We start from the raw sequence: 24,296 nt of genomic DNA, 5'->3' as shown, positions 1-24,296 counted from the left end.
TCCCACACCCCGATCGTTCGTCTACGAACGGTCCCGCCGCGCGCGGGCCCGCCCCCTGCCCCGCGTCACACCGTGAGGTAGGCCTCCCGCACCGCGTCGTTCGCCTCCAGCTCCGCCATCGTTCCCTCGAAGCGGATCGTGCCCTTCTCGATGACGAAGGCCCGGTCGCAGACCGCCGCCGCGAAGCCGAGATTCTGCTCGGAGAGGAGCACCGCGATGCCCTCCCGCTTCATGCGCAGCACCGCCTCGGCCATCTGCTCGACGATGACCGGCGCCAGCCCCTCGGAGGGCTCGTCGAGCAGCACCGCGTGCGGGTTGCCCATCAGGGTGCGGGCGATGGTGAGCATCTGCTGCTCGCCCCCCGACATGGCGGAGGCGCGCCGCCCGCGCATCTCGGCGAGGTTCGGGAAGATCGAGAACAGGCGCTCGGGCGTCCAGGCCTCCCGTCCATCCGTCGGGCCTTGCCCGATGGCCGGGCCCTTGCGGCCGACCTCCAGGTTCTCCGCGACCGTGAGATCGGTGAAGATGCGCCGCTCCTCCGGCACGTAGCCGAGGCCGAGGCGGGCGATGCGGAAGGGCTCCCAGCCGGTCACGGCACGGTCCTCGAAGGTCACGCGGCCGCCGGTCGGCACCAGCATCCCCATGATGGCCTTGAGGGTGGTCGACTTGCCCGCCCCGTTGCGGCCCATCAGGGCCGCCACCTCGCCGCGGCGCAAGCTCAGCGAGACGCCGAACAGCACCTCCGCCTGCCCGTAGGCGGCGCGCAGGGCCGCGACGTCGAGGAGCGGGCCCATCACGCCACCTCCCGGCGGCGGGCACGCAGGGCGGCCGCCGCCCCCGCCTCGCCGAGATAGACCTGCTTCACCCGGGCATCCGCCCGCACCGCCTCGGGCGGCCCGGCGGCGATGATCTCGCCGCGCACCAGCACCAGCACCCGGTCGGCATGGCCGAACACCGCCTCCATGTCGTGCTCGGTGTAGAGGACCCCGATGCGCTGGCTGCGGGCGAGCCGGGCGGTGAGCGCCATCAGCCCGCCGCGCTCGCGCGGCGCCATGCCGGCGGTGGGCTCGTCCATCAGCAGCAGCTTCGGACGCGAGGCGAGGGCGACCGCGAGTTCGACCCGCTTCACGTCGCCATAGGCGAGTTCGGCCACCGGCCGGTCGGCCTCGGCGGCGAGCCCGACCTCGGCCAGCAGCTCCAGCGCCTCGTCGCGGTAGAGCCGGCGCGTGTCGGAAAAGAGGGAGCGGCTGCGCCCGTGCCGGGAGACCAGCGCCATCTGGACGTTCTCGGCGACGCTCATCGACACGAAGGTCTGGGCGATCTGGAAGGTGCGCCCGACCCCGGCCCGCCAGATCGCCCGGGCGGGCAGGCCGGCGATCGGCTGGCCCGCCAGGGTCACGCTGCCGGAATCGGGCTTCAGCTGTCCGCCCACCATGTTGAAGGTGGTGGACTTGCCCGCCCCGTTCGGCCCGATCAGGGCCAGCATCTCGCCGGCGGCGAGCGTGAAGGACACGTCCTTGGCGGCGGCGACGCCGCCGAAGCGCTTGGCGAGGCGGTCGACGACGAGGAGCGTCATGCGGAGGCCGCCGCGGGTTCGGGGCTGCGGCGGGCGCGCAGGGCCTCGGCGGCGCCCGCGAGGCCGCGCGGGAAGACGAGCACCGTGGCGATGATGGCGAGTCCGAGCAGCAGCCGCCAATAGGCGGTGAGCGGCATCACCGCGTCCTTGAGGGCGTGGAAGAAGCCCGCGCCGACGAGGGGACCCATCACGGTCCGGATGCCGCCGACCAGCACCATGACCAGGAAGTCGATGGAGAGCGGGATCGCCGCGAGGGTCGGGTCGATGGAGCCCTTCTCGAAGGCGTAGAGGCCGCCGGCCAGGCCCGCCGCCGCCCCCGCCAGGGTGAAGGCGAGCCAGCGGTGGGTGCGCACGTCGAGGCCGATCGCCTCCGCCCGGGTGGCGGAATCGCGGGCGGCCCGCAGGGTGTAGCCGAAGGGCGCGACGATGATCCGGCGCAGGAGCACGATGGCCCCGAGCGCGACGGCGGCCACGCCGTAGAAGTACACGGAGCGGTCGGCGGCCCAGGGCGCCGGCCAGACGCCGACGATGCCGTTGTCGCCCCCCGTCACCTCCACCCACTGGAAGCCGATGGCGTAGACGATCTGCCCGAAGGCCAGCGTCAGCATTGCCAGATAGATGCCCGACAGCCGTACGATGAAGGCGCCGAACAGGGCCGCGCCCAAAGCCGCCGCCAGCGGCGCGGCGAGGAGGGCGGGCAGCATCGGGACCTTGAGCGGCCCGGTGACGAGGAGACCCGCCGCGTAGGCGCCCAGCCCGAAATAGGCGGCGTGCCCGAAGGAGACGAGGCCGCCGACGCCGACCAGGAATTGCAGCGAGAAGGCGGCCAGCGCGAAGATCAGGATCTCGGTGGCGACCTTCACCATGTAGGCGTCGCCGAGGAGCGGGATGGCGAGCAGCGCCGCCACGACCAACGTCGCGAGGGCGGTCTCGGCCGGCCGGAAGCGGCGCAGGCGCAGGATCCCCTCGGGCAGGCGCACCACGCCGGAGGCGGCCTCGGGCCGGCCGAGCAGCCCCCAGGGCTTGACCACCAGCACCACCGCCATCAGGGCGAAGACGAGGACCAGGGTCGCCTTGGGCAGGATCAGGATGCCGAAGGCCTGCAATTCGCCGATGAGGAGCGCGGCCAGGAAGGCGCCGGGCACCGAGCCCATGCCGCCGATCACCGTGACCACGAAGGCGTCCGTGATGACGCTGAGGTCCATGTGGGAATTGGCGGGGATGCGGGGGATCTGCAGGGCGCCCCCGAACCCGGCGAGGCTCGCGCCGAGGAACAGCGTCAGGGTGAAGAGCCGCGCTTGGTTCACCCCGAGCGCGCCGACCATGTCGCGGTCCTGGGTGGCGGCGCGGATCAGGATGCCGAAGCGCGTGCGGTGCATCAGCAGCCAGAGCAGGCCCAGCACCACCGGGCCGATGCCGATCAGCACGAGGTCGTAGGCCGGGAAGCGCTGGCCCAGGATCTCGACGCCGTGGCGCAGGGAGGGCGCGCGCGGGCCCGCGAGATCGACCGGCCCCCAGATCGCCAGCACCAGATCCTCGACGATCAGCACCACGCCGAAGGTGGCGAGCAGCTGGAACAGCTCGGGCACCCGGTAGAGGCGCCGCAGCAGCAGCATCTCGACGGCGATGCCGATCAGCCCGACCAGGAAAGCCGCGAGCAGGATTCCGAGGAAGAAGGTCCAGGGCGCGTAGCTGAGATCGAGCAGGCGCGGGACGAGGGAGACCGCGATGTAGGCCCCCAGCATGGTGAACGAGCCGTGGGCGAAGTTCACGATGCGGGTGACGCCGAAGACGAGGGTGAGCCCCGACGCGATCACGAACAGCGACGCGGCGCTGGCAAGGCCGGACAGGGCTTGCAGGACGAGGAAGGAGGGGTCCATGCGGTCTCGTCGATGCTCCTCGTGGCCCCCCTCCCGCGCGGGAGAGGCCCGCGCGGGAGGGGGGAGCCGCGCTTCCGTCTCACGCCTTGCGGGCGCTCCTCACCTCCGCCTCGGGGAACATGTAATCGGCCCCGTCCGCGTAGCGGACGTTGCGCATCGTGCCCTTGCGGCCGTCGAGGGCGGTCTCGCCGATCCAGGCGCCGAGCGTCGATTGGTGGTCGAGGGCGCGCATGGTGACCTTGCCGGCGATGGTCTCGGAGGTGAGCCCTTCGAGGGCCTTGATCATCGCCTCCGTCTCGGTGGACTTCGCCGTCTCGAGCATGTCGCGGATCATGTGGACCACGACGTAGCCGAGCAGCGAGCCGAGCCGCGGCGTGTCGTTGAAGCGGGCGCGGTAGGCCGCCACGAACTCCTTGTGGCCGGGCGTCGGAACCGTCTCCCACGGATAGCCGGTGGTGATCCAGCCCTCGGGCGTCTCGTCGCCGAGGGGGATCATGTATTCGGGCTCGCCGGTGAGCAGGCTCGCCACGGTCTTCTTCTCGAACAGGCCGCGGGTGTTGCCCTCGCGCACGAAGGCCGTGAGGTCGGCGCCGAACAGCACGTTGAACAGGCCGTCCGCCCTGGTCTGGGACAGGGCGCCCACGGTCGCGCCCGCATCGACCTTGCCGAGCGCCGGATATTGCTCGCCCACCACCTCGAAGCCCGGCACGGCGGCGGCCATCAGCTTCTTGAAGTTCGCCGCCGCCGACTGGCCGTACTCGTAGTTCGGCGCGACGATGGCCCAGCGCTTGACGCCGCGGGCCTTCACGGCCTCGACCAGCATCTTCGTCTGCATGTAGGTGCTCGGGCGGACCCGGAAGGTGTAGCGGTTGCCGCTGCCCATGGTGAGGGCGTCGGTGAGCGGCTCGGTGGCCAGGAACAGCACCTTGCGCTGGTTGGCGAGGTCCGCCACCGCGAGCCCGACATTCGACAGGAAGGTGCCGCACAGGAAGGCGACGTTCTCGCGGGTGAGCAGCTCCTCGGCCACCCGCACCGCGTCGCCCGGGGTCGAGCCGTCGTCGCGGAAGACGATCTCGATCGGGCGCCCGCCCAGCGCCTTGACGCCCCCCGCCTTGTTGATCGCGTCCTGGGCGAGCTGCATGGCGTTGCGGTAGGGCCCCGCGAAGGCCGCCATGCGCCCGTAGGAATTGAGTTCCCCGATCCGGACCGGCCCGTCCGCCGCCAGCGCGGACCGTGCGATCAGAGGGGCTGCGGCGAGCCCGCCGATCACGGCACGGCGAGAGAGCGGGGAACGGTTCATGACACGAATCTCCAGCGTCTGAAGGCGCGGGGCCGAGTATCGGGCGCTTTTCCGAACTTCGGCAAGTCATTCGTATACGAACGATACCCGGGTCCGGGATGAGCGCAAGAGGATCGGCTGCGGAAATCGCGGGCGGGACCTGTCGCGCGATTGGGCAGGCCGGCGCCGGACCGGTGGATCCCGCGCGCGGGATCCGCCCGTCCAGGGCCGGCCCCGCGCGGACGAGGCCCCGGCTCCGGCGCATCCGAACCCATTCCCGTTTCGCTTTCGCCGTCTTGCTTTCGGTTTCGGGCGCGCTAAAGTTCGTTTTGATCTCAAAACGAAAATCCCCGGAGCCGCCCCAGGCTCCGGTTCGACCCAGGAGCGAACCCGTGAGCCCGCCGCGTGAGCAGCCCGGCCTCTTCGATCTCGCGATCATCGGCGGCGGCATCAACGGCTGCGGCATCGCCCGCGACGCGGCCGGCCGGGGCGCCACGGTGGTTCTGTTCGAGCAGAACGACCTCGCCAGCGGCACCTCCTCGGCCTCCACCAAGCTGATCCACGGGGGCCTGCGCTACCTGGAGCATTACGAGTTCCGGCTCGTGCGCGAGGCGCTGCGGGAGCGCGAGGTGCTGTGGGCGAACGCACCGCACATCGTCTGGCCGCTGCGCTTCGTGCTGCCCCACCTGCCGGGCCTGCGTCCGGCTTGGCTCCTGCGTCTCGGCCTCTGGCTCTACGACACCCTCGGCGGCCGCGAGCGCCTGCCCGGCACCCGCAGCCTCGATCTCACCCGCGACGAGGCCGGCGCGGCCCTGAAGCCCGGCTTCCGGCGGGGCTTCGAGTATTCGGATTGCTGGGTGGAGGATGCGCGCCTCGTGGTGCTGAACGCCCGGGACGCCGCAGCGCGCGGGGCCGCGATCCGCACCCGCTCCCGGGTCGTCGCCGCCCTGCGCCGGGCGGAGTGCTGGGAGCTGACCATCGAGGCGGGGGGCCGGCGCGAGATCGTGCGGGCGCGCAATCTCGTCAACGCCGCCGGCCCCTGGGTCGGCGACGTGCTCACCGGCGTGGTGCGGGCGAACGCGGCGGCCGGGGTGCGCCTCGTCCAGGGCAGCCACATCGTGGTGCGCCGCCTCTTCCGGCACGACCGGGCCTACATCTTCCAGAATCCCGACGGCCGGATCGTCTTCGCGATCCCCTACGAGCGCGACTTCACGCTGATCGGCACCACCGACCGCGACTATCGCGGCGACCCGGCCGAGGTCGCGGCGAGCGAGGAGGAGATCGCCTATCTGTGCGCCGCCGCGAGCGAGTATTTCCGCGAGCCGGTGCGGCGCGAGGAGGTGGTCTGGACCTATTCGGGCGTGCGCCCCCTCTACGACGACGGCGCGACCAAGGCCCAGGAGGCCACCCGCGACTACGTGCTGACCCTTGATGCCGGCGCGGACCGCCCCGCCCTGCTCTCGGTCTTCGGCGGCAAGATCACGACCTACCGGCGGCTCGCGGAATCCGCCCTGGAGCGCCTGCGCGACCACCTCCCCGCCGCCCGCGCGCCGGCCTGGACGCGGAACGCGCCCCTGCCCGGCGGCGATTTCCCGGCGACGGGCTACGACGCGCTCGTGGCGGCGATCCGGCGCGACTTCCCCTTCCTCGCCGCGGGGCACGCCGCCCGGCTGGTGCGGGCCTACGGCACCGACGCCCGGGAGATCCTGGCGGGCGCGACGCGCAGCGCCGATCTCGGCCCGGTCTTCGGGGCCGACCTCACCGGGCGGGAGGTGCGCTACCTGATGCGGCGGGAATGGGCGGTGACGGCCGAGGACGTGCTCTGGCGCCGCACGAAGCTCGGCCTGCGGCTCGATGCCGGGGAGGCCGCCGCCCTCGACGCCTTCATGCGGGAGGCGGCCGTGGCGGCCGCCTGAGGGCGGCCCGGCGCGCCTCCCCGATTCCGCTGCGCGGGAGCCGGGATCCCGCGCTATCTCGGATCAGCCGGACACCCGCGACGGCATCATCAGGGAGCCCGCCCGTGACGCGCTTCGTCCTCGCCATCGACCAGGGCACCACCTCCACCCGGGCCCTGCTCTTCCGCCCCGACACCTCGGTCGCGGCGCTCGCGCAGGCCGAGTTCCCGCAGCATTTCCCGGCCTCGGGCTGGGTCGAGCACGAGCCGGAGGATCTCTGGCGCACCACCCTCGACACCTGCCGGGCGGCCCTGAGCCGCGCGGGGGCCGAGGCCCGCGACGTCGCCGCCATCGGCATCACCAACCAGCGCGAGACGACGCTGATCTGGGACCGGCGCACCGGCGAGGCGGTGCACCGCGCCATCGTCTGGCAGGACCGGCGCACCGCCGGCCTCTGCGCCCGCCTGAAGGAGCAGGGACACGAGCCCTTGGTGCGCGCGCGGACCGGGCTGATCCTCGATCCCTACTTCGCCGGCACCAAGATCGCCTGGATCCTCGACAACGTGCCGGGGGCGCGGGTCCGGGCCGAGGCGGGCGACCTCGCCTTCGGCACGGTCGACAGCTACCTCCTGTGGCGGCTCACCGGCGGGCGGCTCCACGTCACCGACGCCACCAACGCCGCCCGCACCCTGCTGTTCGACATCCATCGCGGAGCCTGGGACGACGATCTCCTGCGCCTCCTCGACGTCCCGGCGAGCCTGCTGCCGGAGGTGCGCGATTCGTCCGGGGATTTCGGCGCCACCGACCCGGCGCTGTTCGGCGCGCCGATCCCGATCCGGGGCGTGGCCGGCGACCAGCAGGCGGCGACGGTGGGGCAGGCCTGCTTCCGGCCCGGCATGGTCAAGTCGACCTACGGCACCGGCTGCTTCGCGCTCCTCAACACCGGCCCGACGCCCGTCGCGTCGCAGAACAAGCTCCTCACCACCATCGCCTACCAGCTCGGCGGCGAGCGCACCTACGCCCTCGAAGGCTCGATCTTCGTGGCCGGGGCCGCGGTGCAGTGGCTGCGCGACGGCCTCGGCGTGGTGGCCTCCGCGGCCGAGACCGGCGACCTCGCCGCGCGCGCGGATCCCGCCCAGGACGTCTACCTCGTGCCCGCCTTCGTGGGCCTCGGCGCGCCCTACTGGGAGCCCGACGTGCGCGGCATGCTCACCGGGCTCACCCGCGGCACCGGCCCGGCGGAACTCGCCCGGGCGGCGCTGGAGAGCGTCTGCTACCAGACCGCGGATCTTCTCGCCGCCATGCGGGCCGATTGGCCGGACGGCGACGCCCGCGCCACGGTGCTGCGGGTCGATGGCGGCATGGTCGCGTCGGACTGGACCATGCAGCGCCTCGCCGACCTCCTGGCCGCCCCGGTGGACCGGCCGGAGGTGCGGGAGACGACGGCGCTCGGGGCGGCCTACCTCGCGGGGCTCGCCTGCGGGATCTATCCCGAGCCGGCGCGCTTCGCCGACCGCTGGCGCCTGGATTGCCGCTTCACCCCCGCCATGGACGCGCCCGTGCGCGAGCGCAAGCTCGCCGGCTGGCGCCAGGCGGTGGGCTGCCTGCTCGGGCGGAGCGTGCCGCTGCCGTGAGGCGCGGCCGCTACGCTCGCTCCAGCGATCCCGCGATCTCCCGCACCGCCTCCCAGGCGATCGCCACGTCCCGCCACGTGGTCGTGGTCTGGCCGATCTGGAACCGGATCACGAAGCGCCCGTCGTGGTGGGTCTGGGTGAGGTAGGTGCGCCCGTCGTCGTTGATCCGCGCGAGGAGCCGCGCGTTGAGGGCGTCGAGGTCCGCCGCCCCGGCCGGCGCGTAGCGGAAGCTGAGGAGCGACAGGATCGGCCCCGTCACCAGCTCGAAATCCGGATGCGCCGCGATCAGCCGCGCGAGCTCCTCCGCCCAGGCCACGTGCCGGCGGATCATCGCCCGCAGGGCCTCGACCCCATAGGAGCGGATCACGAACCACAGCTTCAGGGCGCGGAAGCGCCGCCCCAGCGGGATCGACCATTCGTTGTAATCGACCACGCCCTCGCGCTCGAGGGTGCGCAGGAAGGGCGGGCGGATGCCGAGCGTGTCGGTGAGCGCCCGTGGATCCTTCACGAAATGCGCCGAGCAGTCGAAATGCGTGAACAGCCACTTGTGCGGGTTGAACACGAGGCTGTCGGCCGCCTCCGCGCCCCGCATCAGGTCGCGGAATTCGGGGCAGATCATCGCGCTGCCCGCCCAGGCCGCGTCCACGTGCAGGAACACCCCGTGGCGCCGGGCCACCGCCGCCACCGCCTCGATCGGATCGCAGGCGCCGACGCTGGTGCCGCCGAGGCAGGCCACCACGGCGGCGGGGAGGAGGCCGGCCGCCCGGTCGGCGCGGATCGCCGCGTCGAGGGCGTCCGGATCCATGCCGAAGAGCGGGCCGGCGACGGGGATGCGCACGAGGTTGGCGTCGCCGATCCCGGCGATCCGCACCGCCTTGTCCACCGAGGAATGGACCTGCGCCGAGGCGTAGACCCGCACGGGGGGCTGCCCCGCGAGGCCCTCGCGGTTGCCCGCGAGGCCGAGGGCCCGCTCGCGCGCCGTGAGCAGGGCGGCCAAGGTCGCGCCGGAGGCCGAATCCTGGATCACGCCGGAGAAGTCCGGCCCGAGCCCGATCATGGCCCGCAGCCAGTCGGTGACGCGGCTCTCCAGCTCGGTCGCGGCCGGCGAGGTCTGCCAGAGCATGCATTGCGCGGCGAGCGCCGCGGTGACGAACTCCGCCACCACCGAGGGCGGGCTCGCATTGGCGGGGAAATAGGCGAAGAAGCGCGGATGCTGCCAATGCGTCATGCCCGGCAGGATGATCCGGTCGAGATCGGCGAAGATCGCCTCCATGGGCTCGCCCGTCGCGGGGGGCGCGGCCGGGATCTGCCGGTAGACCTCGCCGGGGCCGACCTGCGCCCGCACCGGGCGATCCCCGACCCCCGCGAGGTAATCGGCCGACCAGTCGGCCGCCCGGTGCGCCGCGGCGCGGAAATCGTCCTCGTCCACATCGCTCTCCCTGGGCGGTCCTCGCGCGATCGGGCCGCCTGCGCCAGGAACCGGCGGGGGCTTCAGGGCGTGCGCGGCCGGGGAGCGGGCTCCCCCGCGATGATGCCCATCGTCATGGGGTTGAAGCTCGTCAGGCGCCGGTAGTCGAGGGGGGCGCCCGGGGCCCCCTCCCCGCCCATGGCGATCGCCTCGTTGCCCGTGACCTCGATCCGCGTGCGGGCGAGCCCCTCGGCCTGGACGAGCTGGAACAGCACGCGGGCATGGGCGGGGGCGAGCCGGATGCAGCCGTGCGAGGCCGGGCTGCCGAGGCGGCCGACCGCGCGGCTGCCGTGAATCGCGTGCCCCGCATCGGTGAAGAAGATCGAGAAGGGCATCGGCGCGTCGTCCCATTCCCGGGAATGATGGTCGCGCACCAGCCGGGAGGGCGTGAAGCTGCCGCCCGGCGTCGCGTAGCCGGAGGCCCCGGTCGAGACCGGCCAGACGTGGCGCTCCTGGCCGTCCACGGACACCGTCATGCGCTGCGTGGCCTTGTCCACCGTCACGAGCACCTCGGCCCCGGCGGGCCCGGACGTGGCCAGCCCCAGCGCGGCCGCGAGGATCCACCACCGCATCATCCGCCCCCTCCCCGGCACGATCATTCTCTCATGATGACGGCCGCGCACGGCCAAGGTTCCCTCCCGATCCTACGCGATCCGCGCCGCCGCGTCCCCTCCCTGGACCATCGTCCGGCTTTGTGGGGCCGGTCGCCCGTGCTGTGACACGCGTATTCGGAAGGAACGCGCCGCTCCGGCGTCGTGCGCTTGAGGTGCGGTGCGGCAAATGTGCGAACGTTCGTTCGATTGAAGACATCGTATGACTTGGGCGCATGCTTCGCGTGCCTGGCATCGACGGCCCGGACTGCCCAATGGTCGTGATGCGACCGATTGACAGGGCGCATCTCCTCGGCTCACACTCCTCTGGTATACCGTCGACCTGCGACGGTTGGGGCGGGGAGTTGCCGAGTGGGCCCCTCGCAACGGCTCACGCCGACCAGCGACCGGAGAGTCGCGGCAGCGTGGCCGCGCGACATCAACAAGAACGACCGAGGAGAAACGCCCATGTCGGGAACAGGCATGTCAGGGACAGGTGAAACGGTAAAAGGGGGCCGGTGGCTTCAGCTCGCGTTCGGCGTGATCTGCATGTGCATGATCGCCAACATGCAGTACGGCTGGACCTTCTTCGTGAACCCGATGCAGGAGCGGCACGGCTGGGAGCGCGCGGCGATCCAGGTCGCCTTCACGCTGTTCGTGGTGACGGAGACCTGGCTGGTCCCGATCGAGGGCTGGTTCGTGGACAAGTACGGTCCGCGGATCGTGACCCTGGTGGGCGGCGTCCTCTGCGCGCTCGCCTGGGTGATGAACTCCTACGCCACTTCCCTCACCATGCTCTACGTCGCGGCGGCGGTCGGCGGCACGGGGGCGGGCGCGGTCTACGGCACCTGCGTGGGCAACTCGCTCAAGTGGTTCCCGGACCGTCGCGGCCTCGCGGCCGGCATCACCGCCATGGGCTTCGGCGCGGGCTCGGCCCTTACCGTCGTGCCGATCCAGTGGATGATCAAGACGCACGGCTACGAATCCGCCTTCTTCTACTTCGGCATCGGCCAGGGCCTGATCGTCTGCCTGCTCGCCCTCTTCCTCGCCGCGCCCCGCAAGGGCGAGGTGCCGGCGGTGGCGCGCGTCAGCCAGAGCCGGCGCGACTACACCCCGGGCGAGATGGTGCGCACCCCGATCTTCTGGGTGATGTACGCCATGTTCGTGATGATGGCGGCGGGCGGCCTGATGGCGACGGCGCAGCTCGGACCCATCGCCAAGGACTTCAAGATCGCCGACGTGCCGGTGAGCCTCCTCGGCATCACCCTGCCGGCGCTCACCTTCGCGGCGACCCTCGACCGGGTGCTCAACGGCGTGACGCGGCCCTTCTTCGGCTGGGTCTCCGACCATATCGGCCGCGAGAACACGATGTTCCTGTCCTTCGCCATCGAGGGCCTCGGCATCTACGCGCTCAGCGTGTTCGGCAGCGATCCGTTCGCCTTCGTGCTGCTCACCGGCCTCGTGTTCTTCGCCTGGGGCGAGATCTACTCGCTGTTCCCCGCCACCTGCGGCGACACCTTCGGCACCAAGTACGCGGCCACCAATGCGGGCCTGCTCTACACCGCCAAGGGCACCGCGGCGCTGATCGTGCCCTATACGAGCCTCCTCACCACCTGGACCGGAAGCTGGCACGCGGTGTTCATCGCGGCGGCCGCGCTCAACATCATCGCGGCGCTGATGGCCCTGTTCGTCCTCAAGCCGATGCGCGCGGCCTACACCAAGTCCGCCGCCGTGCTGACCCCCGCCCCCGCCGCCTGATACGCTTTCCGGAAAGCGTATCACCAGCCCGCGCGGCGCGGAGCAAGGCTCCGCGCACGCCCGAGGCTCCGCGCACGCCCGAGCGAAACCGGTTTCCGCATCGCGACGCGATGGCGCAGCAATCGCCAGGCGATCCTCCGGAAACCATGTGACGCCTTCGGCCGCGATACCAACCGAGGGCGGCGCCGGCGACGAGCCGGCGCCGCCCTCGCTTTTTCGCGCCGCATCGTAATCGATCGATCTGGTCCCGCGACGGTTCAGCAAAACCTCCGTAGAGGCGTCCGGGCGGACAGAATTATTGTCGGTGCGGGGCCGGATCGCCCTGCTATCATGGTCGCGTACAACAGGGCCATGACCTCGCAAAGAGCCGGCCCGTTCCGGGAGGAACGCGCGATGGAAAAATATCTCTCCGTTCTGAACTGTCCCGTCAGCGGCGAGGGGGAGGATGAAACCTCCACCTCCAGCCGCGCCCTATGCCCCTCCCTCGGGATCACGCCGGGTCTCTCCACCCGCCACCTGCGGGTGCGGGACGGCCAGCTCCTGTGCATCTGCATCTGGGAGAGCCAAGCGGCCTGCGACGCCTTCTTCAATGCGGACTGGCACGCCCGCGCGGAGGCCCTCTGGGAGGACGGCTACGACCTGCGGGTCTCGGCCTGCAACGCGGCGAGCGCCGCCTGAGGCGATTTTTAATCCCGCGAAAAAGCGCGCCGTCCGCGAGGGCGGCGCGCTTTTTCGTGCCCGGCATCCTGGTCCCGGCCGGCGGCAGGGCCCGCAGTCATGCAAACGCGGAATGCCCCGGTTGTGGTGTCTGGTATACCAAGTTGCGGCGCAATACGGCATATCTCGCATCGCACCATCCTTCCGGGAACATCCGATGATCGTCTCTGCCACCGCCTTCCTCGCCGCTGTCATCGGCATCCAGGGGATCCTCGTCGTCAAGCTCGCCGACCGGCTGAGCGGCAAGCCCGGCCGGGTCGAGGGCCAGCGTCCGGCCTCCCCGGCGAACGGCCGCTACGTCGGCATCGCGTGATCCTCCGCCCGTCCGCCGCCGGCCGGACCCGCTCCGGCCCACGGCGGCGTTCGGACGAAAGTCCAAGTTGCTCATCCGTCCATCGCAAGATCTGCTTGGCCGCACCGGCGGTCGATACTGTCGGGCGTGATCGTTCCTCGTGACCAGCCGGTTCGCCCACAGGGGAAGAGCACGGTTTCGCTGGCATACCATTCCCGCCTGTTTTATGAGGGGCCGTGACGTCCGACCGTGGGGCCGGGCGCGAGGGCCGGGGCGGTGGGGGCCGGCCGCGGGAAGCGTCAGGTGCAGCCGATGGCAAGCGACAAAAGTTTCGCCGTGAAACCGATCGTGACGAATTCGAGCCTGCGCACCCTGGCGTACGAGGCTCTGAAATCGGCCATCACGAACATGGACATCTACAGCAGCGACGAGGAGATCCGCCTCGACGAGCGCAAGCTCTCGCAGGATCTCGGCGTCAGCCGCACGCCGGTCCGCGAGGCGCTGACCGTGCTGGAGCAGGAGGGCTTCGTGCGCTCCGAGCCGCGGCGCGGAGTCTTCATCGTCAAGAAGACGAAGAGAGAGATCATCGGGATGATCCATGCCTGGGCGGGGCTGGAGAGCATGGCGGCGCGGCTCGCCTGCGCGCGCGCCTCGGACGCCGACCTGCGCGCCCTGCGCACGGCCTTCCCGGAATTCTTCGTCGATGCCCCGGCCGAGCACATGACCGAGTACTCGGACGCCAATATCCGCTTCCATCAGACCATCATCTCGCTCGGCCGCTGCGAGGTGATCCAGAGCCTGTCGAGCAACCTGCTCATCCACGTGCGCGGCATCCGCAACATCGCGCTCACCCAGGGCGACCGGGCCAAGACCTCGATCCAGGAGCATGTCCGCATCATCGCGGCGCTAGAGGAGCGCGACGCGCCGCTGGCCGAGCGGCTGGTGCGCGACCACGCGCTGGGCCTCGCCGAGCACGTCGACCGCTACGGCGACTTCCTGGCCTGATCCGGATACCGGGTCATCGGCTGCCGCTCCACGGTGTTTCGTTGCCGGGGACTTTGTGCTCTTTGCGGCATGCCCGAGATCTCGAGCCCCTCGGATCTCCGCCTTGGCCCGGCTGTTCTCGCGCAGCCGGGCCTTTTTGCACCGTGAACCCCGGGCACGGTCAGGTGGGCTTGGCGTTGCGCGCCATGAAGGTGGCCGGCGTCCCGTCCCCGGGATTCACGAAGATGATGTCGGTCGGCTCGCGCCGCGGCGTGTCGACCGAGAGGAACACGACCGGCTCCTCGATGAGCTCCGGCAGGGCATGCACGGTGCCGCGCTCGAAGAACAGCAATTCGCCCGGACCGAAGCGCGCCACCGTGCTCGCGTCGCCCATCCAGAAGGTGCCGCGGCCCGAGAGCACGTAGAGGTATTCGTCGCAGGTCGCGTGGTAGTGCGGCGGCGTGGCCTTGTAGACGCGGAAGACGCGCGCGCTCGCGGCCTCCCGGTCGGTCAGGTAGGTGTCGACGAGCAGCGTCTCCGCCGTGGCGGGGAGCGCGGCGGCGATCGCCGTCAGGTCGAAGCGTCCGGTCGTCTCGGGTTCCGCCATGGTCCGGCTCCTCTCAGCGATGGTCGTTCGGCGCGGGCCTCGCTCCGATCGCAAGCGTGTAGACCGCGATCGGGAACTGCACGCGGGCGGTGCCGCCCTGGAACAGGGCGAGGCGGTTGAGCTGCGCGGCCGGCATCCAGAGCCGGCCGGTGGCGTCGATCCACATGGCATCGACCCAGAGCAGGCGCGGATCCTGGATCAGGGTCGAGACGGTGCCGTCCGGCGCGACGCGCAGGATGCGCTGCGCGTCCGTGTCGCTGACGAAGATCGTGCCGTCCGCCGCGATGGCGGTGCCGCCGGTCGGCGGGGTGTCGGCCACGATCTCGACGGCGGCCGCGAGCGCCCCGGGCGACGTCCGGTCATCGTCCAGCAGGCGGGTGGGCACCCGGTGGAGCGGGCCCGTGCAGGATTGGTAGAAGAGCCACGCGCCGTCCGGCGAGACCTCGAGCTGGTCGGCATGCACGAAGACCGGCTGGCCGTCGGGCCCGCGCACGATCCGGCCCTCCGCCGAGATCGGCCGCGCGGCGGTGACCGAGGGATGGCCTTCGAGGAGACGGCGGCCCGTCCCGCTCGCGAGGTCGAGCACGATGAGGGCCGGCGCGCCCGCATCCGTCAGGTAGGCGTGGCGGCCGTTGAAGCGCACGTCGTCGACGAAGCTCTTCGGGGTCACCACGCCGGCGAGCGGGATCGTGCGCCGGACGCGGTTCGCCGCGACGTCGACCTGCACGAGCTTCACCCCGCCGGGGCGCATCGGCTGGCCGAAGCCGGGCGAGCCGGTATCGACGAGCCAGAGATCCCCGTCCGGCCCGAGCCGCAGCGCGTTCACCCAGATCAGGGTAGAGGCCGCGTCCGCGCTCCGCGCGCCCTCGTTCCAGGCCGCGTCCGGATAGGCGACGGGCGTGCCGTTCCGCATCTCCACCACCCGCGGCCCGGCGCTGCCGTCGATGCGCGCGAGGGCGGCGAAGATCCGGCCCTCCGGCGTGACCGCGACCCCGTTCGTCACCGCGTCCGGCAGGGAGAAGGCCAGCGTGAGCCCCGGCTCCGCCGCGCGGCCCGGCGCCCCCGCGAGGAGCGCCGCGGCCCCGGTTCCGGCCAGGAAGGCCCGCCTGTTCATGCCCACCCCTCCAGCACGATCTTGCCCTTGGCGCGCCCGCTCTCGATCAGCGCGTGGGCGCGCCGGAGATTCTCCGCCGAGATGGTGCCGAAGCTCTCCGCGAAGGTCGTCTTCAGCGTGCCCGCATCCACCAGCCGGGCGACCTCGTTCAGCAGCCGGCCCTGCTCGCCGAGATCGGCCGTGCCGAACATGGAGCGGGTGAACATGAACTCCCAGTGGGTGGACACGCTCTTCTGCTTGAACGGCATCACGTCGAGGGCGGCCGGATCGTCGATCAGCGCGAAGCGGCCCTGCGGCGCGATCAGGGTGACGATCTCGGGCAGGTGCTGGTCGGTGCCGGTGGTGGAGAACACGAAGGCCGGGGCGCCGAGCCCGAGCGCCGCCACCTCCGCCGCCAGCGGCTTGCCGTGATCCACCACGTGGTGGGCGCCGAGCGCGCGGCTCCAGGCCGCGGTCTCCGGCCGCGAGGCGGTGGTGATGACGGTGAGGTCGGTGAGCTGCCGGGCGAGTTGGGTCGCGATGGAGCCGACGCCGCCGGCCCCGCCGACGATCAGCACGGCCTGCGCCGCACCCGGCACCGGCTTCCGCACGTCGAGCCGGTCGAACAGCGCCTCCCAGGCCGTGATGGCGGTGAGCGGCAGGGCCGCCGCCTCGGCCAGGGAGAGCGAGGCGGGCTTGGCGCCGACGATCCGCTCGTCGACGAGGTGCAGCTCCGCATTGGTCCCGGGCCGGTCGAGGGCCCCGGCGTAGAACACCGCGTCGCCCGGCCCGAACAGGCGCGCCTCGGCCCCGGCCGCCTCCACGACCCCGACCGCGTCGTAGCCGAGGATGCGCGGCTGCCCCTCGGGCGGCGTCGCCCGGCGGCGGACCTTGGTGTCGACCGGGTTCACCGACACCGCCTGCACGCGCACGAGGAGGTCGCGCGGGCCCGGCACCGGCGCGGGCAGGTCGAGATCGACGAGGGCCCGGGCATCCTCGATGGGCAGGGGCTGGGTGAAACCGATGGCGCGCATGGTCGTGGTCCTTCTTCGGGGTGAATCAGCCGCGGGGGCGGCGGGAGGGCACGGCGCTCGCCGCGATGCCGAGGACGATCGCGCCGGCACCGAGGATGAGGTCGGGGCTCGGCGCCTCGTGGAGCGCTGCGAGCGAGACCGCGAGGCCGGTGACGGGCACGGCGAGCATCAGGGTGGACATGGCGCTCGCGGGCAGGCGGGCGCTCGCGGCGTTGACGGCGCAGAAGCAGAAGGCGGTGGCGACCGGGCCGACGAAGACCAGGCAGGCCCAGAAGCCGCCGGTGCCGTCGCCCGTGAACGGGCCCTCGACCGCGCGGGCGAGCGGCGCGAGCAGGCCCGCGGCGAGCAGCATCTGCCAGGGGGCGAGCTGCACCGCCGTGGCGGCCGGGCGCCCGTAGCGCAGATGCAGGATGCACGAGGCCCAGGCCGCCGAGGCGGCGAGCAGCATCGCGTTCGCGCCCAGCACCGCGCCGTCCCGCCAGTCGACCGCCCACGGGTTGAGCAGGATCAGCACGCCGAGGGTGGCGAGCCCGATGCCGGCCCAGCGCCGCCGCCCGATCCGCTCGCCGAAGAGCAGCACCGCGGCGGGCACCACCCAGATCGGCGTGGTGTAGCTCAGGATGGCCGAGCGCCCGGCCGGCAGCCGGGTCATCGCCACCGCGCCGAGGGCGGTGAACAGCATCATCTGCAGGAGGCCGATCGAGGCGACGACGGGCCAGTCGGCCCGGCCCGGCAGCCGCAGCCCGCCCCGGATCCCCTGCCACGCGAACAGGCAGGCCGCCCCGGTGGCGAAGCGCAGGGCGGAGAACCACAGGGGCGAGACGTGGGAGAGGCCGAGCTTCATCACCGGCCAGTTCGCCCCCCAGAGCAGGATCGCCCCGCCGAGGAGCGCCGCCGAGGCGCCCGGCCCGGGCACCCCCCGCGATACCGGGCGGCCGAGGCGAAGCGGCCGGCGGGCGGAGCCGAGACCCGCCGGGGCGGGCAGGGCGTGGCGGGGGCGAGGGGCGATGGCTGAGGCGGACATGCGGGGCCTCGTGGCGGGAGGACGGTGGATGCCGGACCGATGCCGGCGGTGAAGCACGGCCACGATGCGGCCGGCACATCGATCGGGAAAGCGCATAGTTCTGATCGATGCGATCTGGTTTTCTGCTGGATGGAGCGCCGGCTCAGAGCGCGTCGGCCGGCGGCGGGCCGTCCTCCGCCCGGGCGATGGCCGGGACGGCCGGCTCCACGCGCTCGCCGGCCGGCAGGACGACGACCCGGCTGCCCACTGGCACCCGGCCGTAGAGGTCGATGACGTCCTGGTTGAACATCCGGATGCAGCCGGAGGAGACGTTCGTCCCGATGGTGCCGGGCTCGGTGGTGCCGTGGATCCGGTAGAGGGTGTCGCGGTCCCCGTCGAAGAGGTAGAGGGCCCGCGGACCGAGCGGGTTGCCGGGCCCGCCCGCCATGCCGAGGCGCCAGGGCCCGTTCCGCTCCGGCTCCCGGGCGATCATGTCCGGCGTCGGCGTCCAGCGCGGCCACTCGGCCTTGCGGGCGACCCGGGCGGTGCCGCTCCAGGCGAGCCCGGCTTTGCCCACGCCGACGCCGTAGCGCAGCGCCCGGCCGTTCTCGCGCACGAGGTAGAGGAACTTGCCGCCCGGATCGACCACGACGGTGCCCGGCGGCTCGGCGCGCGGATAGGCGACCTCCTGCCGGAAGTAGCGGGGATCGACCCCGGTGATGTCGGTGGCCGGCAGGGGGAAGCGCTCCTCCGGCCGCGCCCCGTAGAGGGACGCGAAGGCCGCGTTGCGGTTCGGCGTGGCGGCGACGGGCGGCGGCTCGACGCTGGCACAACCCGCCGCGAGGAGCACCAGCGGCGCGAGGCTCGGCAGGGCGAGACGGGGCGTGATCATCGGGCGAAGCCTTGCGCGCGGTGACGGGAGGCGGCGGCCCCGCGCTCCGGCCCGCCGTCACGACGAATGCTCGGCCGTTGCGGACAAGAAGGGAAACGCATAGTTCTGATTGCTGTCAGCAGGAAATCGCATGGGCCATGCGCTACCCGGATCTCGAACTCGATCTTCTGCGGGCCTTCGTGGCGGTGGCCGAGACCGGCAGCTTCACGGCGGCCGCCGACGTGGTGGGCCGCTCGCAATCGGCGGTGAGCCAGAAGGTGCTGCGTCTGGAGGAGATCCTGGGCCGGCGCGTCTTCGACCGCACGAGCCGAACGCTCGGCCTCACGCCCGATGGCGAGCGCCTGCTCGTCGCCGCGCGCCACATGCTAGAATTCAACGACAAGGTGATGCGGGAATGGCGCGAGCCGCCCGCCGCCGGCACGCTGCGCCTCGGCGTGTCGGAGGATTTCATCCCCGGCCAGCTGCCGAAGCTCCTGGCCCGGTTCGGGCGGCTCTATCCGGGCGTGCATATCGACCTGGTCACGGGCCTGAGCTGCAACCTTCTGGAGGCGTACGACGCCGACCGTCTCGATGCGGTGATCGCCAAGCGCGGCGGCGTGAGCCCGCGCGGCCGGGTGATCTGGCGCGAGCCGCTGGTCTGGCTCGCGGCCGCCGATTACGAGCCCGATTTCACCAAGCCCGCCCGGCTGGTGATGCTGGCCCCGCCCTGCACCTATCGCGAGATGATGATCGCCGCCCTCGATTCCGTGCGCCGCGAATGGGTCGCCGCCTGCACGGCGTCGAGCCTGATGGGCGTGCAGGCGGCGGTGGCGGGGGGGCTCGGGGTGACGCTGCTCGGCCGCTCCTTCGTGCAGGAGGGCATGCAGATCCTGCGGGCGCCCGATCTCTGGCCGGCCCTGCCGATGACCGAGGTGACGGTGATCGGCGAGGAACGGGCCGCCGACCTCGTCCAGCCGCTGATCACCTTCCTCACCGAGAGCCTCGCCGGCCAGGATGGGCTCGCCGTCGCCGCCTGAGGGCCGCGGCGGGCGGCGCCGGCTGCGGGCGGCCCTGGCCCAACCAGCAGGCGCAGGACAGCCGACGAACTCAACGTGCGCAGCGTGCGTTGCCTGATCACGCCACCGATCTCCTCATGCGACGCGGAGGCACGCCATGTGTGACGTTCAATCGGTCTTCGATCTGCGGGATCGTCGCATCCTCGTGGTGGAGGACGAGTATTTCATCGCCAACGACCTCCAGCAGGTCTTCGAGGCCAACGGCGCCACCGTGATCGGCCCGGTCGGCACCGTGGGCGACGCCGTCGCCCTGCTCGGGCGCACGGAGGCGCTGGACGGGGCGGTGCTCGACATCAACCTGCAGGGCGAGATGGCCTAGTCGGTGGCCGACGCGCTCCTGGCGCGCGGAGTGCCGTTCGTCTTCGCCACCGGCTACGACCACACCACCATCCCGCCGCGCTACGGGACGATCCGCCGCTGCGAGAAGCCGGTCGATCCGGGCCAGATCGCCCGGGCCCTGTTCGGCTGAGGCCGCGCTTCAGCCGAACAGGGCCCGCGCGATCTGGCGCACTTCGATCGGCTTGTCGCAACAGGTCACATGCCGGTAGCGGACCGGGATCCGGCCCGCGTCGTAGCCCGTCACGAAGACGAGGGGCACGCTGCGGGCGATGATCGCATCCGCGACCGGGTAGCCCATCTCCCCGCGGAGGTTGATGTCGAGCACCACGCCGTCCAGGTCCGGCGTGCGCTCGATGAGGGCCAGGGCCTCCGCCACGGTGGGCACCGGCCCGATCACCGTGGTGCCCGCCGCCTCGAAATCGGCCCTGATCTCGTCGGCGATGAAGTAATCGTCCTCCACCACGAGGATGCGCCGTCCCGCCAGAGCGCCCGCCATCAGCGTGCCTCCGCGCTGCGCTTGTCCAGAGGCAGGTCGATGCGGCAGCGCAGGCTCGACGCATCGAGCTCGTAGCGCGTCTGCGCGCCCAGCGCGTAGGGCAGCGCCCGCTCGATGAGTTCGCGCCCGTAGCCGCTCCCCCGCTCCCCGTCCACCGTGATCCCCTCCTCGACCCAGTCCAGCCGCAGGCGCCGCTCCTCCTCGAAGGTCCAGGTCACGCTCAGCCGGCCGCCCGCGCGCGACAGGGCGCCGTACTTGCGCGCATTCGTGGCGAGCTCGTGGATCGCGAGGGCCAGGGTCTGCACGGTGGAGTTCCGCAGGGCGACCTCGGGGCCGCTCACCGAGAGATGCGCCTGCAGCTCGTCCGCCCCCAGGGCCCCCAGCTCCTGGCGCACCAGGGCGCCGATGGTGATGCGCTCCTCGTCGGAGCGCGACAGCAGGCCCTGCACCCGCGAGAGGGCGCCGAGCCGCTCGTTGAAGGCTTCGCCGAACGCCTCGAGCGAGGGGCTCGCGGCGCTGGTCTGGCGGGCGATCGAGCGCACCACCGCGATGAGGTTGCGGGTGCGGTGCTGCAGCTCCGCCACCATCACGCGCTGCTGCTCCTGGAGCTGGCGCAGGTCGTCGATGTCGGTGGAGGTGCCCAGCCACTCGACGATGCGGCCCTGCTCGTCGCGCACGGGCGCGGCGCGGGTGGTGAACCAGCGGAAGCGCTGCTCGGCCGCGTGGCAGATGCGCCCCTCCATCTTCATCTCGCCGCTGGTCTCGGCGACCTGCCAGCAGGCCAGGGCCGCCTCGCGGTCGTCGGGATGGAGGGCGTTGAGCCAGCCGAGGCCGCTGCTCTCGGCCTCGGAGAGGCCCGTGAAGGCGCTCCATTGCGGGCTCGACCACGTCCAGTGCCCGCGGCCCACCGCCCGCCAGACGAGCTGCGGCACCCCCTCGATCAGGGCCCGGTGGCGCGCCTCGCTCTCGCCCAGCGCCGCCTCGGCGCGGCGGCGCGCCGTGACGTCGATGAAGGTGATGACGACGCCCGCGATGTAGTTGTCCACGCTGCGGTAGGGCAGCACCCGGGCCATGTAGAACGAGCCCGTGGCGGCGTTCGACACCTCGCGCTCCACCGAGCTGAGGGTGCGCAGCACGCGCCGTGCGTCCTCCGGCAATTCGTCATAGGCCACGCGCGCCTTGATGTGCGCGATCGGCCGCCCCTCGTCCGAGCCGACGAGGTGGAAGATCTCCGTCGCGGCCGGCGTGAAGCTCGTCACGCGCAGCTCGTTGTCGAGGAACACGGTGGCGATCTGCGTGCTCTCGATCAGGTTCTTGAGGTCGCTGTTGGCCCGGGCGAGTTCGTGCACCCGATGCCCGAGCTCGCCGTTGACCGTGGTGAGCTCCTCGTTGATCGATTGCAGCTCCTCCTTGGAGGTCTGCAATTCCTCGTTGGCGGCCTGAAGCTCCTCGTTGAGGGCCTGATACTCCTCGTTGGAGGCCTTCAGCTCCTCGTTGGTGGTCTCCAGCTCCTCGTTGGTGGCCTGGAGCCGGTCGCGGGTGGTGCGCAGCTCCGCTTCGAGCCGCTGGGTGTGCTCGTGCTGCTGCGAGGGCGCCGCGTCGGCCTTCTCGGCCGGCAGCCGCAATCCGTCCCGGAACAGGACGAAGAAGCCGTGCGGGGTGCCGGGCTTCTCCGGGATCGGCTCGACCACGAGGCCGATGACCAGGCTGTGCCCGTTCTGGCCGATGCGCAGGTTCTCGACCTGGATCGTCCGCTCCTCCTCGGCGGCCTTCGTGAGGGCGTTGCGCAGGTCGAGCCGCAGGTCCGGATGGGCGAGCTGCAGCAGGTTCAGGCTGGCGACGCCCCCGGCCGGGTCGATGTAGCGCCCGGTGCGGCCGGAGAAGTGCAGGACGTTGTAGCTCGCATCCACGATCACGTAGGCCGGCGCGTAGCGCTCGGCGAAGCGCTCGGCGCGCCGGGTCAGGGACGCTTCCGCCCGCAGGCGCTGGTCGATGTCGATGGCGGGCGGGCTCCCGGCGAGCTGGCTCGCCGTGGCGAAGGGGAAGTTCGGCAGCATCCGCACCCCGGTCTCCAGCCGCCGGAAGATGCGCGATCGGCCCCCGACCGACGTGAACAGCTTCGGGTGCCGGGACACGCTCTCGGAGCTGCCGAGGAACAGCACCCCCTGGGGCTTCAGCGCGAAGTGCAGCAGGGGCACGACTTGGTTCTGCAACTCGGCGTCGAGGTAGATCAGCAGGTTGCGGCAGGAGATGAGGTCGATGCGGGAGAACGGCGCGTCCTTGACGATGCTGTGCTGCGAGAAGATGCACATCTCGCGCAACTCCTTGACGACGCAGTAGGTGTTGCCCTCGCGCACGAACCAGCGGGCGAGGCGCTCGGGCGTCAGGTCCTGGGCGATGCTCTCCGGGTAGCGCGCGGCCCGGGCGGCCGCGAGGGCCCGGCCGTCGAGGTCGGTGGCGAAGATCTGGATCTGCGGCACCACGTCGAGCGTCGCCATGCGCTCGCGCAGCAGGATGCCGATGGAATAGGCCTCCTCGCCGGTGGAGCAGCCGATCACCCATACCCGCAGCGGGTCGCTCCGTCCTTTGCCGGCGAAGAGCTTCGGGATGACATCCCGTTCGAGCAGCGCGAACTCCGCCGGATCCCGGAAGAAGCGGGTGACGCCGATGAGCAGGTCGTTGAAGAGCTGCTGCACCTCCTCCTGCTTCGTGCGCAGGATCTCCAAATAGGCCTGCACCGTGTCGGTCTGGACGACCTGCATCCGCCGCTGGACCCGGCGCACGAAGGTCCCGGGCTTGTAGCCGTGGAAGTCATGCCCCGTGCGGTTGCGCAGGATCGCCGCGATGGCCGTCAGGCTGGCGGAGACCTCGGCGTCCGTGGAGCTGACGGACCGGCCGACCGCTCGGTGGGTGATGGTGCCGACATGGGCGACGATGCGGTCGGCGAGGTCGTCGATGGACAGGATGGCGTCCGCGAGCGCCGCCGGATTGACGCTGGCGGCGAGGGTGCCGGCCCGGGTCTCCTCCGTCTCCTCGGCGAGGGCGAGGCCGCCCGCCTCCTTGATCGCCTTGAAGCCCAGCGTGCCGTCGCCCGCCGTGCCCCCGAGGATCACCGCGAGGCTGCGGGCCTCCTCGTTGGCCGCGAGGGAGAGCAGGAAGCTGTCGATGGTGCCGCGTTCGCCGATCCGCTCCTGCGCCGTGCGGACGTGGAAGCGCCCGTCCTCAAGGGTGACGATGAGGTTCGCGTCGGCGAGGTAGATGCGCCCGCGTTCGGCGGGGGAGCCCTCGGTGATCGGGGTGAGCGTGCGGCCGGCCTCCCCCAAGGCGCGCCCGAACCCCGCCTCGTCCAGGGCCTCCCGGTTCTGGAGCACCACGATGACGGCCGCCTCGCTCTGGGGCGGCAGGCGGCAGAGAAGCCGCTCCAGGGAGCGCGGGCTTCCCCCCGATGCCCCGAGGGCGATGAACACCGTGGCATCCGCGGTCCGGTCGTCTCGCTCTGACGTATTCGTCACTGTCACCTTCCATCGCCGGCGCCGGCCGGCCCGCTCCGCGACCGCTCACGGAACTGGCTCGCGCCATCGGGATCCCGGTTTGCCAAGGTGCCGAGCGCGAACGCCTTGGCAAGCCAATCCTGCTTGGGCCCCTTTTGGCCAGCCGGTCCCTCTTGGCCAGCCGGCCCCTCTTGGCAAACCGCCCTTCGCCCG

At 71.9% G+C, this 24,296-nt stretch carries 20 protein-coding genes and 1 pseudogene; 8 read left to right on the top strand and 13 right to left on the bottom strand.

The annotated features are described in order from the left end of the window. Window positions 1–65: 65 nt before the first annotated feature. The 4 genes from ACE101_RS02250 to ACE101_RS02235 form a co-directional block, all read right to left on the bottom strand. Window positions 66–794 (bottom strand): ABC transporter ATP-binding protein, encoded by a 729-nt coding sequence (locus ACE101_RS02250; RefSeq protein WP_379125912.1) that lies wholly within the window; start codon window positions 792–794, stop codon window positions 66–68. After that, a complete protein-coding gene (locus ACE101_RS02245) occupies window positions 794–1,576 on the bottom strand; it encodes an ABC transporter ATP-binding protein (RefSeq protein ID WP_379125911.1) in 783 nt (260 codons plus the stop codon). Before ACE101_RS02245 ends, ACE101_RS02250 begins: the two co-directional genes overlap by 1 nt. Beyond that, window positions 1,573–3,456 (bottom strand): ABC transporter permease, encoded by a 1,884-nt coding sequence (locus ACE101_RS02240; RefSeq protein WP_379125910.1) that lies wholly within the window; start codon window positions 3,454–3,456, stop codon window positions 1,573–1,575. The genes ACE101_RS02245 and ACE101_RS02240 overlap by 4 nt, the downstream gene beginning before the upstream one ends. 79 nt (window positions 3,457–3,535) lie before the next feature. Then, on the bottom strand, window positions 3,536–4,756 hold the full coding sequence (locus ACE101_RS02235) for an ABC transporter substrate-binding protein (protein ID WP_379125909.1): 1,221 nt from the start codon (window positions 4,754–4,756) through the stop codon (window positions 3,536–3,538). A 371-nt stretch (window positions 4,757–5,127) separates the two neighbouring features. Between ACE101_RS02235 and glpD the strand changes: the two genes are divergently transcribed. Continuing rightward, window positions 5,128–6,651, top strand: coding sequence for a glycerol-3-phosphate dehydrogenase (gene glpD / locus ACE101_RS02230; protein ID WP_379125908.1), 1,524 nt, complete (start codon window positions 5,128–5,130; stop codon window positions 6,649–6,651). 104 nt (window positions 6,652–6,755) lie between these two features. Next, window positions 6,756–8,264 carry a glycerol kinase GlpK gene (glpK, locus tag ACE101_RS02225; protein ID WP_379125907.1) on the top strand — a complete coding sequence of 503 codons (1,509 nt, stop codon included), beginning with the start codon at window positions 6,756–6,758 and terminating at the stop codon, window positions 8,262–8,264. A 10-nt stretch (window positions 8,265–8,274) separates the two neighbouring features. Here glpK and ACE101_RS02220 read toward each other — a convergent pair whose 3' ends face one another. Next, the gene (locus ACE101_RS02220; RefSeq protein WP_379125906.1) at window positions 8,275–9,693 is read right to left on the bottom strand and encodes a pyridoxal phosphate-dependent decarboxylase family protein; all 1,419 of its coding nucleotides are present in this window, start codon (window positions 9,691–9,693) and stop codon (window positions 8,275–8,277) included. Window positions 9,694–9,755: 62 nt separating this feature from the next. After that, window positions 9,756–10,304, bottom strand: coding sequence for a L,D-transpeptidase (locus ACE101_RS02215; protein WP_379125905.1), 549 nt, complete (start codon window positions 10,302–10,304; stop codon window positions 9,756–9,758). A 501-nt stretch (window positions 10,305–10,805) separates the two neighbouring features. Between ACE101_RS02215 and oxlT the strand changes: the two genes are divergently transcribed. The 4 genes from oxlT (at window position 10,806) to ACE101_RS02195 (ending at window position 14,094) form a co-directional block, all read left to right on the top strand. Next, a complete protein-coding gene (gene oxlT / locus ACE101_RS02210; RefSeq protein WP_379125904.1) occupies window positions 10,806–12,080 on the top strand; it encodes an oxalate/formate MFS antiporter in 1,275 nt (424 codons plus the stop codon). A gap of 393 nt (window positions 12,081–12,473) precedes the next feature. Beyond that, complete coding sequence (locus ACE101_RS02205) at window positions 12,474–12,758, top strand: hypothetical protein (protein ID WP_379125902.1); 285 nt, start codon at window positions 12,474–12,476, stop codon at window positions 12,756–12,758. 196 nt (window positions 12,759–12,954) lie between these two features. Next, window positions 12,955–13,110, top strand: coding sequence for a hypothetical protein (locus ACE101_RS02200; protein WP_379125901.1), 156 nt, complete (start codon window positions 12,955–12,957; stop codon window positions 13,108–13,110). Window positions 13,111–13,401: 291 nt separating this feature from the next. Beyond that, a complete protein-coding gene (locus tag ACE101_RS02195; protein WP_379125900.1) occupies window positions 13,402–14,094 on the top strand; it encodes a GntR family transcriptional regulator in 693 nt (230 codons plus the stop codon). A gap of 160 nt (window positions 14,095–14,254) precedes the next feature. On the opposite strand, the gene ACE101_RS02190 is transcribed toward ACE101_RS02195, so the two are convergent. The 5 genes from ACE101_RS02190 to ACE101_RS02170 all read right to left on the bottom strand — a co-directional run bounded on the left by ACE101_RS02190 (window position 14,255) and on the right by ACE101_RS02170 (window position 18,702). Further along, complete coding sequence (locus ACE101_RS02190) at window positions 14,255–14,680, bottom strand: cupin domain-containing protein (RefSeq protein ID WP_379125899.1); 426 nt, start codon at window positions 14,678–14,680, stop codon at window positions 14,255–14,257. A gap of 13 nt (window positions 14,681–14,693) precedes the next feature. Further along, window positions 14,694–15,794: an L-dopachrome tautomerase-related protein gene (locus ACE101_RS02185; RefSeq protein ID WP_379125898.1), complete on the bottom strand. Its 1,101-nt coding sequence runs from the start codon at window positions 15,792–15,794 to the stop codon at window positions 14,694–14,696. Beyond that, entirely contained in the window at window positions 15,791–16,807 is a 1,017-nt protein-coding gene (locus tag ACE101_RS02180; protein WP_379125897.1) for a zinc-binding alcohol dehydrogenase family protein, read from the bottom strand. Before ACE101_RS02180 ends, ACE101_RS02185 begins: the two co-directional genes overlap by 4 nt. A gap of 25 nt (window positions 16,808–16,832) precedes the next feature. Continuing rightward, entirely contained in the window at window positions 16,833–17,831 is a 999-nt protein-coding gene (locus ACE101_RS02175; RefSeq protein WP_379125896.1) for a DMT family transporter, read from the bottom strand. A 142-nt stretch (window positions 17,832–17,973) separates the two neighbouring features. Next, window positions 17,974–18,702 (bottom strand): L,D-transpeptidase, encoded by a 729-nt coding sequence (locus ACE101_RS02170; RefSeq protein ID WP_379125895.1) that lies wholly within the window; start codon window positions 18,700–18,702, stop codon window positions 17,974–17,976. 137 nt (window positions 18,703–18,839) lie between these two features. Between ACE101_RS02170 and ACE101_RS02165 the strand changes: the two genes are divergently transcribed. Together ACE101_RS02165 and ACE101_RS02160 are read left to right on the top strand one after the other, a co-directional pair. Beyond that, window positions 18,840–19,718 (top strand): LysR substrate-binding domain-containing protein, encoded by an 879-nt coding sequence (locus ACE101_RS02165; RefSeq protein WP_379125894.1) that lies wholly within the window; start codon window positions 18,840–18,842, stop codon window positions 19,716–19,718. Window positions 19,719–19,854: 136 nt separating this feature from the next. Further along, window positions 19,855–20,226: pseudogene (locus ACE101_RS02160) on the top strand (response regulator). 9 nt (window positions 20,227–20,235) lie between these two features. Here ACE101_RS02160 and ACE101_RS02155 read toward each other — a convergent pair. Beyond that, window positions 20,236–20,592: a response regulator gene (locus ACE101_RS02155; protein WP_379125893.1), complete on the bottom strand. Its 357-nt coding sequence runs from the start codon at window positions 20,590–20,592 to the stop codon at window positions 20,236–20,238. Continuing rightward, window positions 20,592–24,104 (bottom strand): CheR family methyltransferase, encoded by a 3,513-nt coding sequence (locus ACE101_RS02150; protein WP_379125892.1) that lies wholly within the window; start codon window positions 24,102–24,104, stop codon window positions 20,592–20,594. The genes ACE101_RS02155 and ACE101_RS02150 overlap by 1 nt, the downstream gene beginning before the upstream one ends. Window positions 24,105–24,296: the final 192 nt, after the last annotated feature.

It is taken from the genome of Methylobacterium carpenticola (assembly GCF_042748905.1).
Taxonomy (GTDB): domain Bacteria; phylum Pseudomonadota; class Alphaproteobacteria; order Rhizobiales; family Beijerinckiaceae; genus Methylobacterium; species Methylobacterium carpenticola.
The sequence above is the reverse complement of the archived record's forward strand: the minus strand, read 5'-3'. Positions and strand labels throughout refer to the sequence as shown.

Bases quoted from the DNA above. Each gene is read 5' to 3' on its own strand.
- ACE101_RS02250 (WP_379125912.1), bottom strand. From the start codon at position 794: ATGGGCCCGCTCCTCGACGTCGCGGCCCTGCGCGCCGCCTACGGGCAG.
- ACE101_RS02245 (WP_379125911.1), bottom strand. From the start codon at position 1,576: ATGACGCTCCTCGTCGTCGACCGCCTCGCCAAGCGCTTCGGCGGCGTC.
- ACE101_RS02240 (WP_379125910.1), bottom strand. From the start codon at position 3,456: ATGGACCCCTCCTTCCTCGTCCTGCAAGCCCTGTCCGGCCTTGCCAGC.
- ACE101_RS02235 (WP_379125909.1), bottom strand. From the start codon at position 4,756: ATGAACCGTTCCCCGCTCTCTCGCCGTGCCGTGATCGGCGGGCTCGCC.
- ACE101_RS02215 (WP_379125905.1), bottom strand. From the start codon at position 10,304: ATGCGGTGGTGGATCCTCGCGGCCGCGCTGGGGCTGGCCACGTCCGGG.
- oxlT (WP_379125904.1), top strand. From the start codon at position 10,806: ATGTCAGGGACAGGTGAAACGGTAAAAGGGGGCCGGTGGCTTCAGCTC.
- ACE101_RS02205 (WP_379125902.1), top strand. From the start codon at position 12,474: ATGGAAAAATATCTCTCCGTTCTGAACTGTCCCGTCAGCGGCGAGGGG.
- ACE101_RS02200 (WP_379125901.1), top strand. From the start codon at position 12,955: ATGATCGTCTCTGCCACCGCCTTCCTCGCCGCTGTCATCGGCATCCAG.
- ACE101_RS02195 (WP_379125900.1), top strand. From the start codon at position 13,402: ATGGCAAGCGACAAAAGTTTCGCCGTGAAACCGATCGTGACGAATTCG.
- ACE101_RS02190 (WP_379125899.1), bottom strand. From the start codon at position 14,680: ATGGCGGAACCCGAGACGACCGGACGCTTCGACCTGACGGCGATCGCC.
- ACE101_RS02185 (WP_379125898.1), bottom strand. From the start codon at position 15,794: ATGAACAGGCGGGCCTTCCTGGCCGGAACCGGGGCCGCGGCGCTCCTC.
- ACE101_RS02180 (WP_379125897.1), bottom strand. From the start codon at position 16,807: ATGCGCGCCATCGGTTTCACCCAGCCCCTGCCCATCGAGGATGCCCGG.
- ACE101_RS02175 (WP_379125896.1), bottom strand. From the start codon at position 17,831: ATGTCCGCCTCAGCCATCGCCCCTCGCCCCCGCCACGCCCTGCCCGCC.
- ACE101_RS02170 (WP_379125895.1), bottom strand. From the start codon at position 18,702: ATGATCACGCCCCGTCTCGCCCTGCCGAGCCTCGCGCCGCTGGTGCTC.
- ACE101_RS02165 (WP_379125894.1), top strand. From the start codon at position 18,840: ATGCGCTACCCGGATCTCGAACTCGATCTTCTGCGGGCCTTCGTGGCG.
- ACE101_RS02155 (WP_379125893.1), bottom strand. From the start codon at position 20,592: ATGGCGGGCGCTCTGGCGGGACGGCGCATCCTCGTGGTGGAGGACGAT.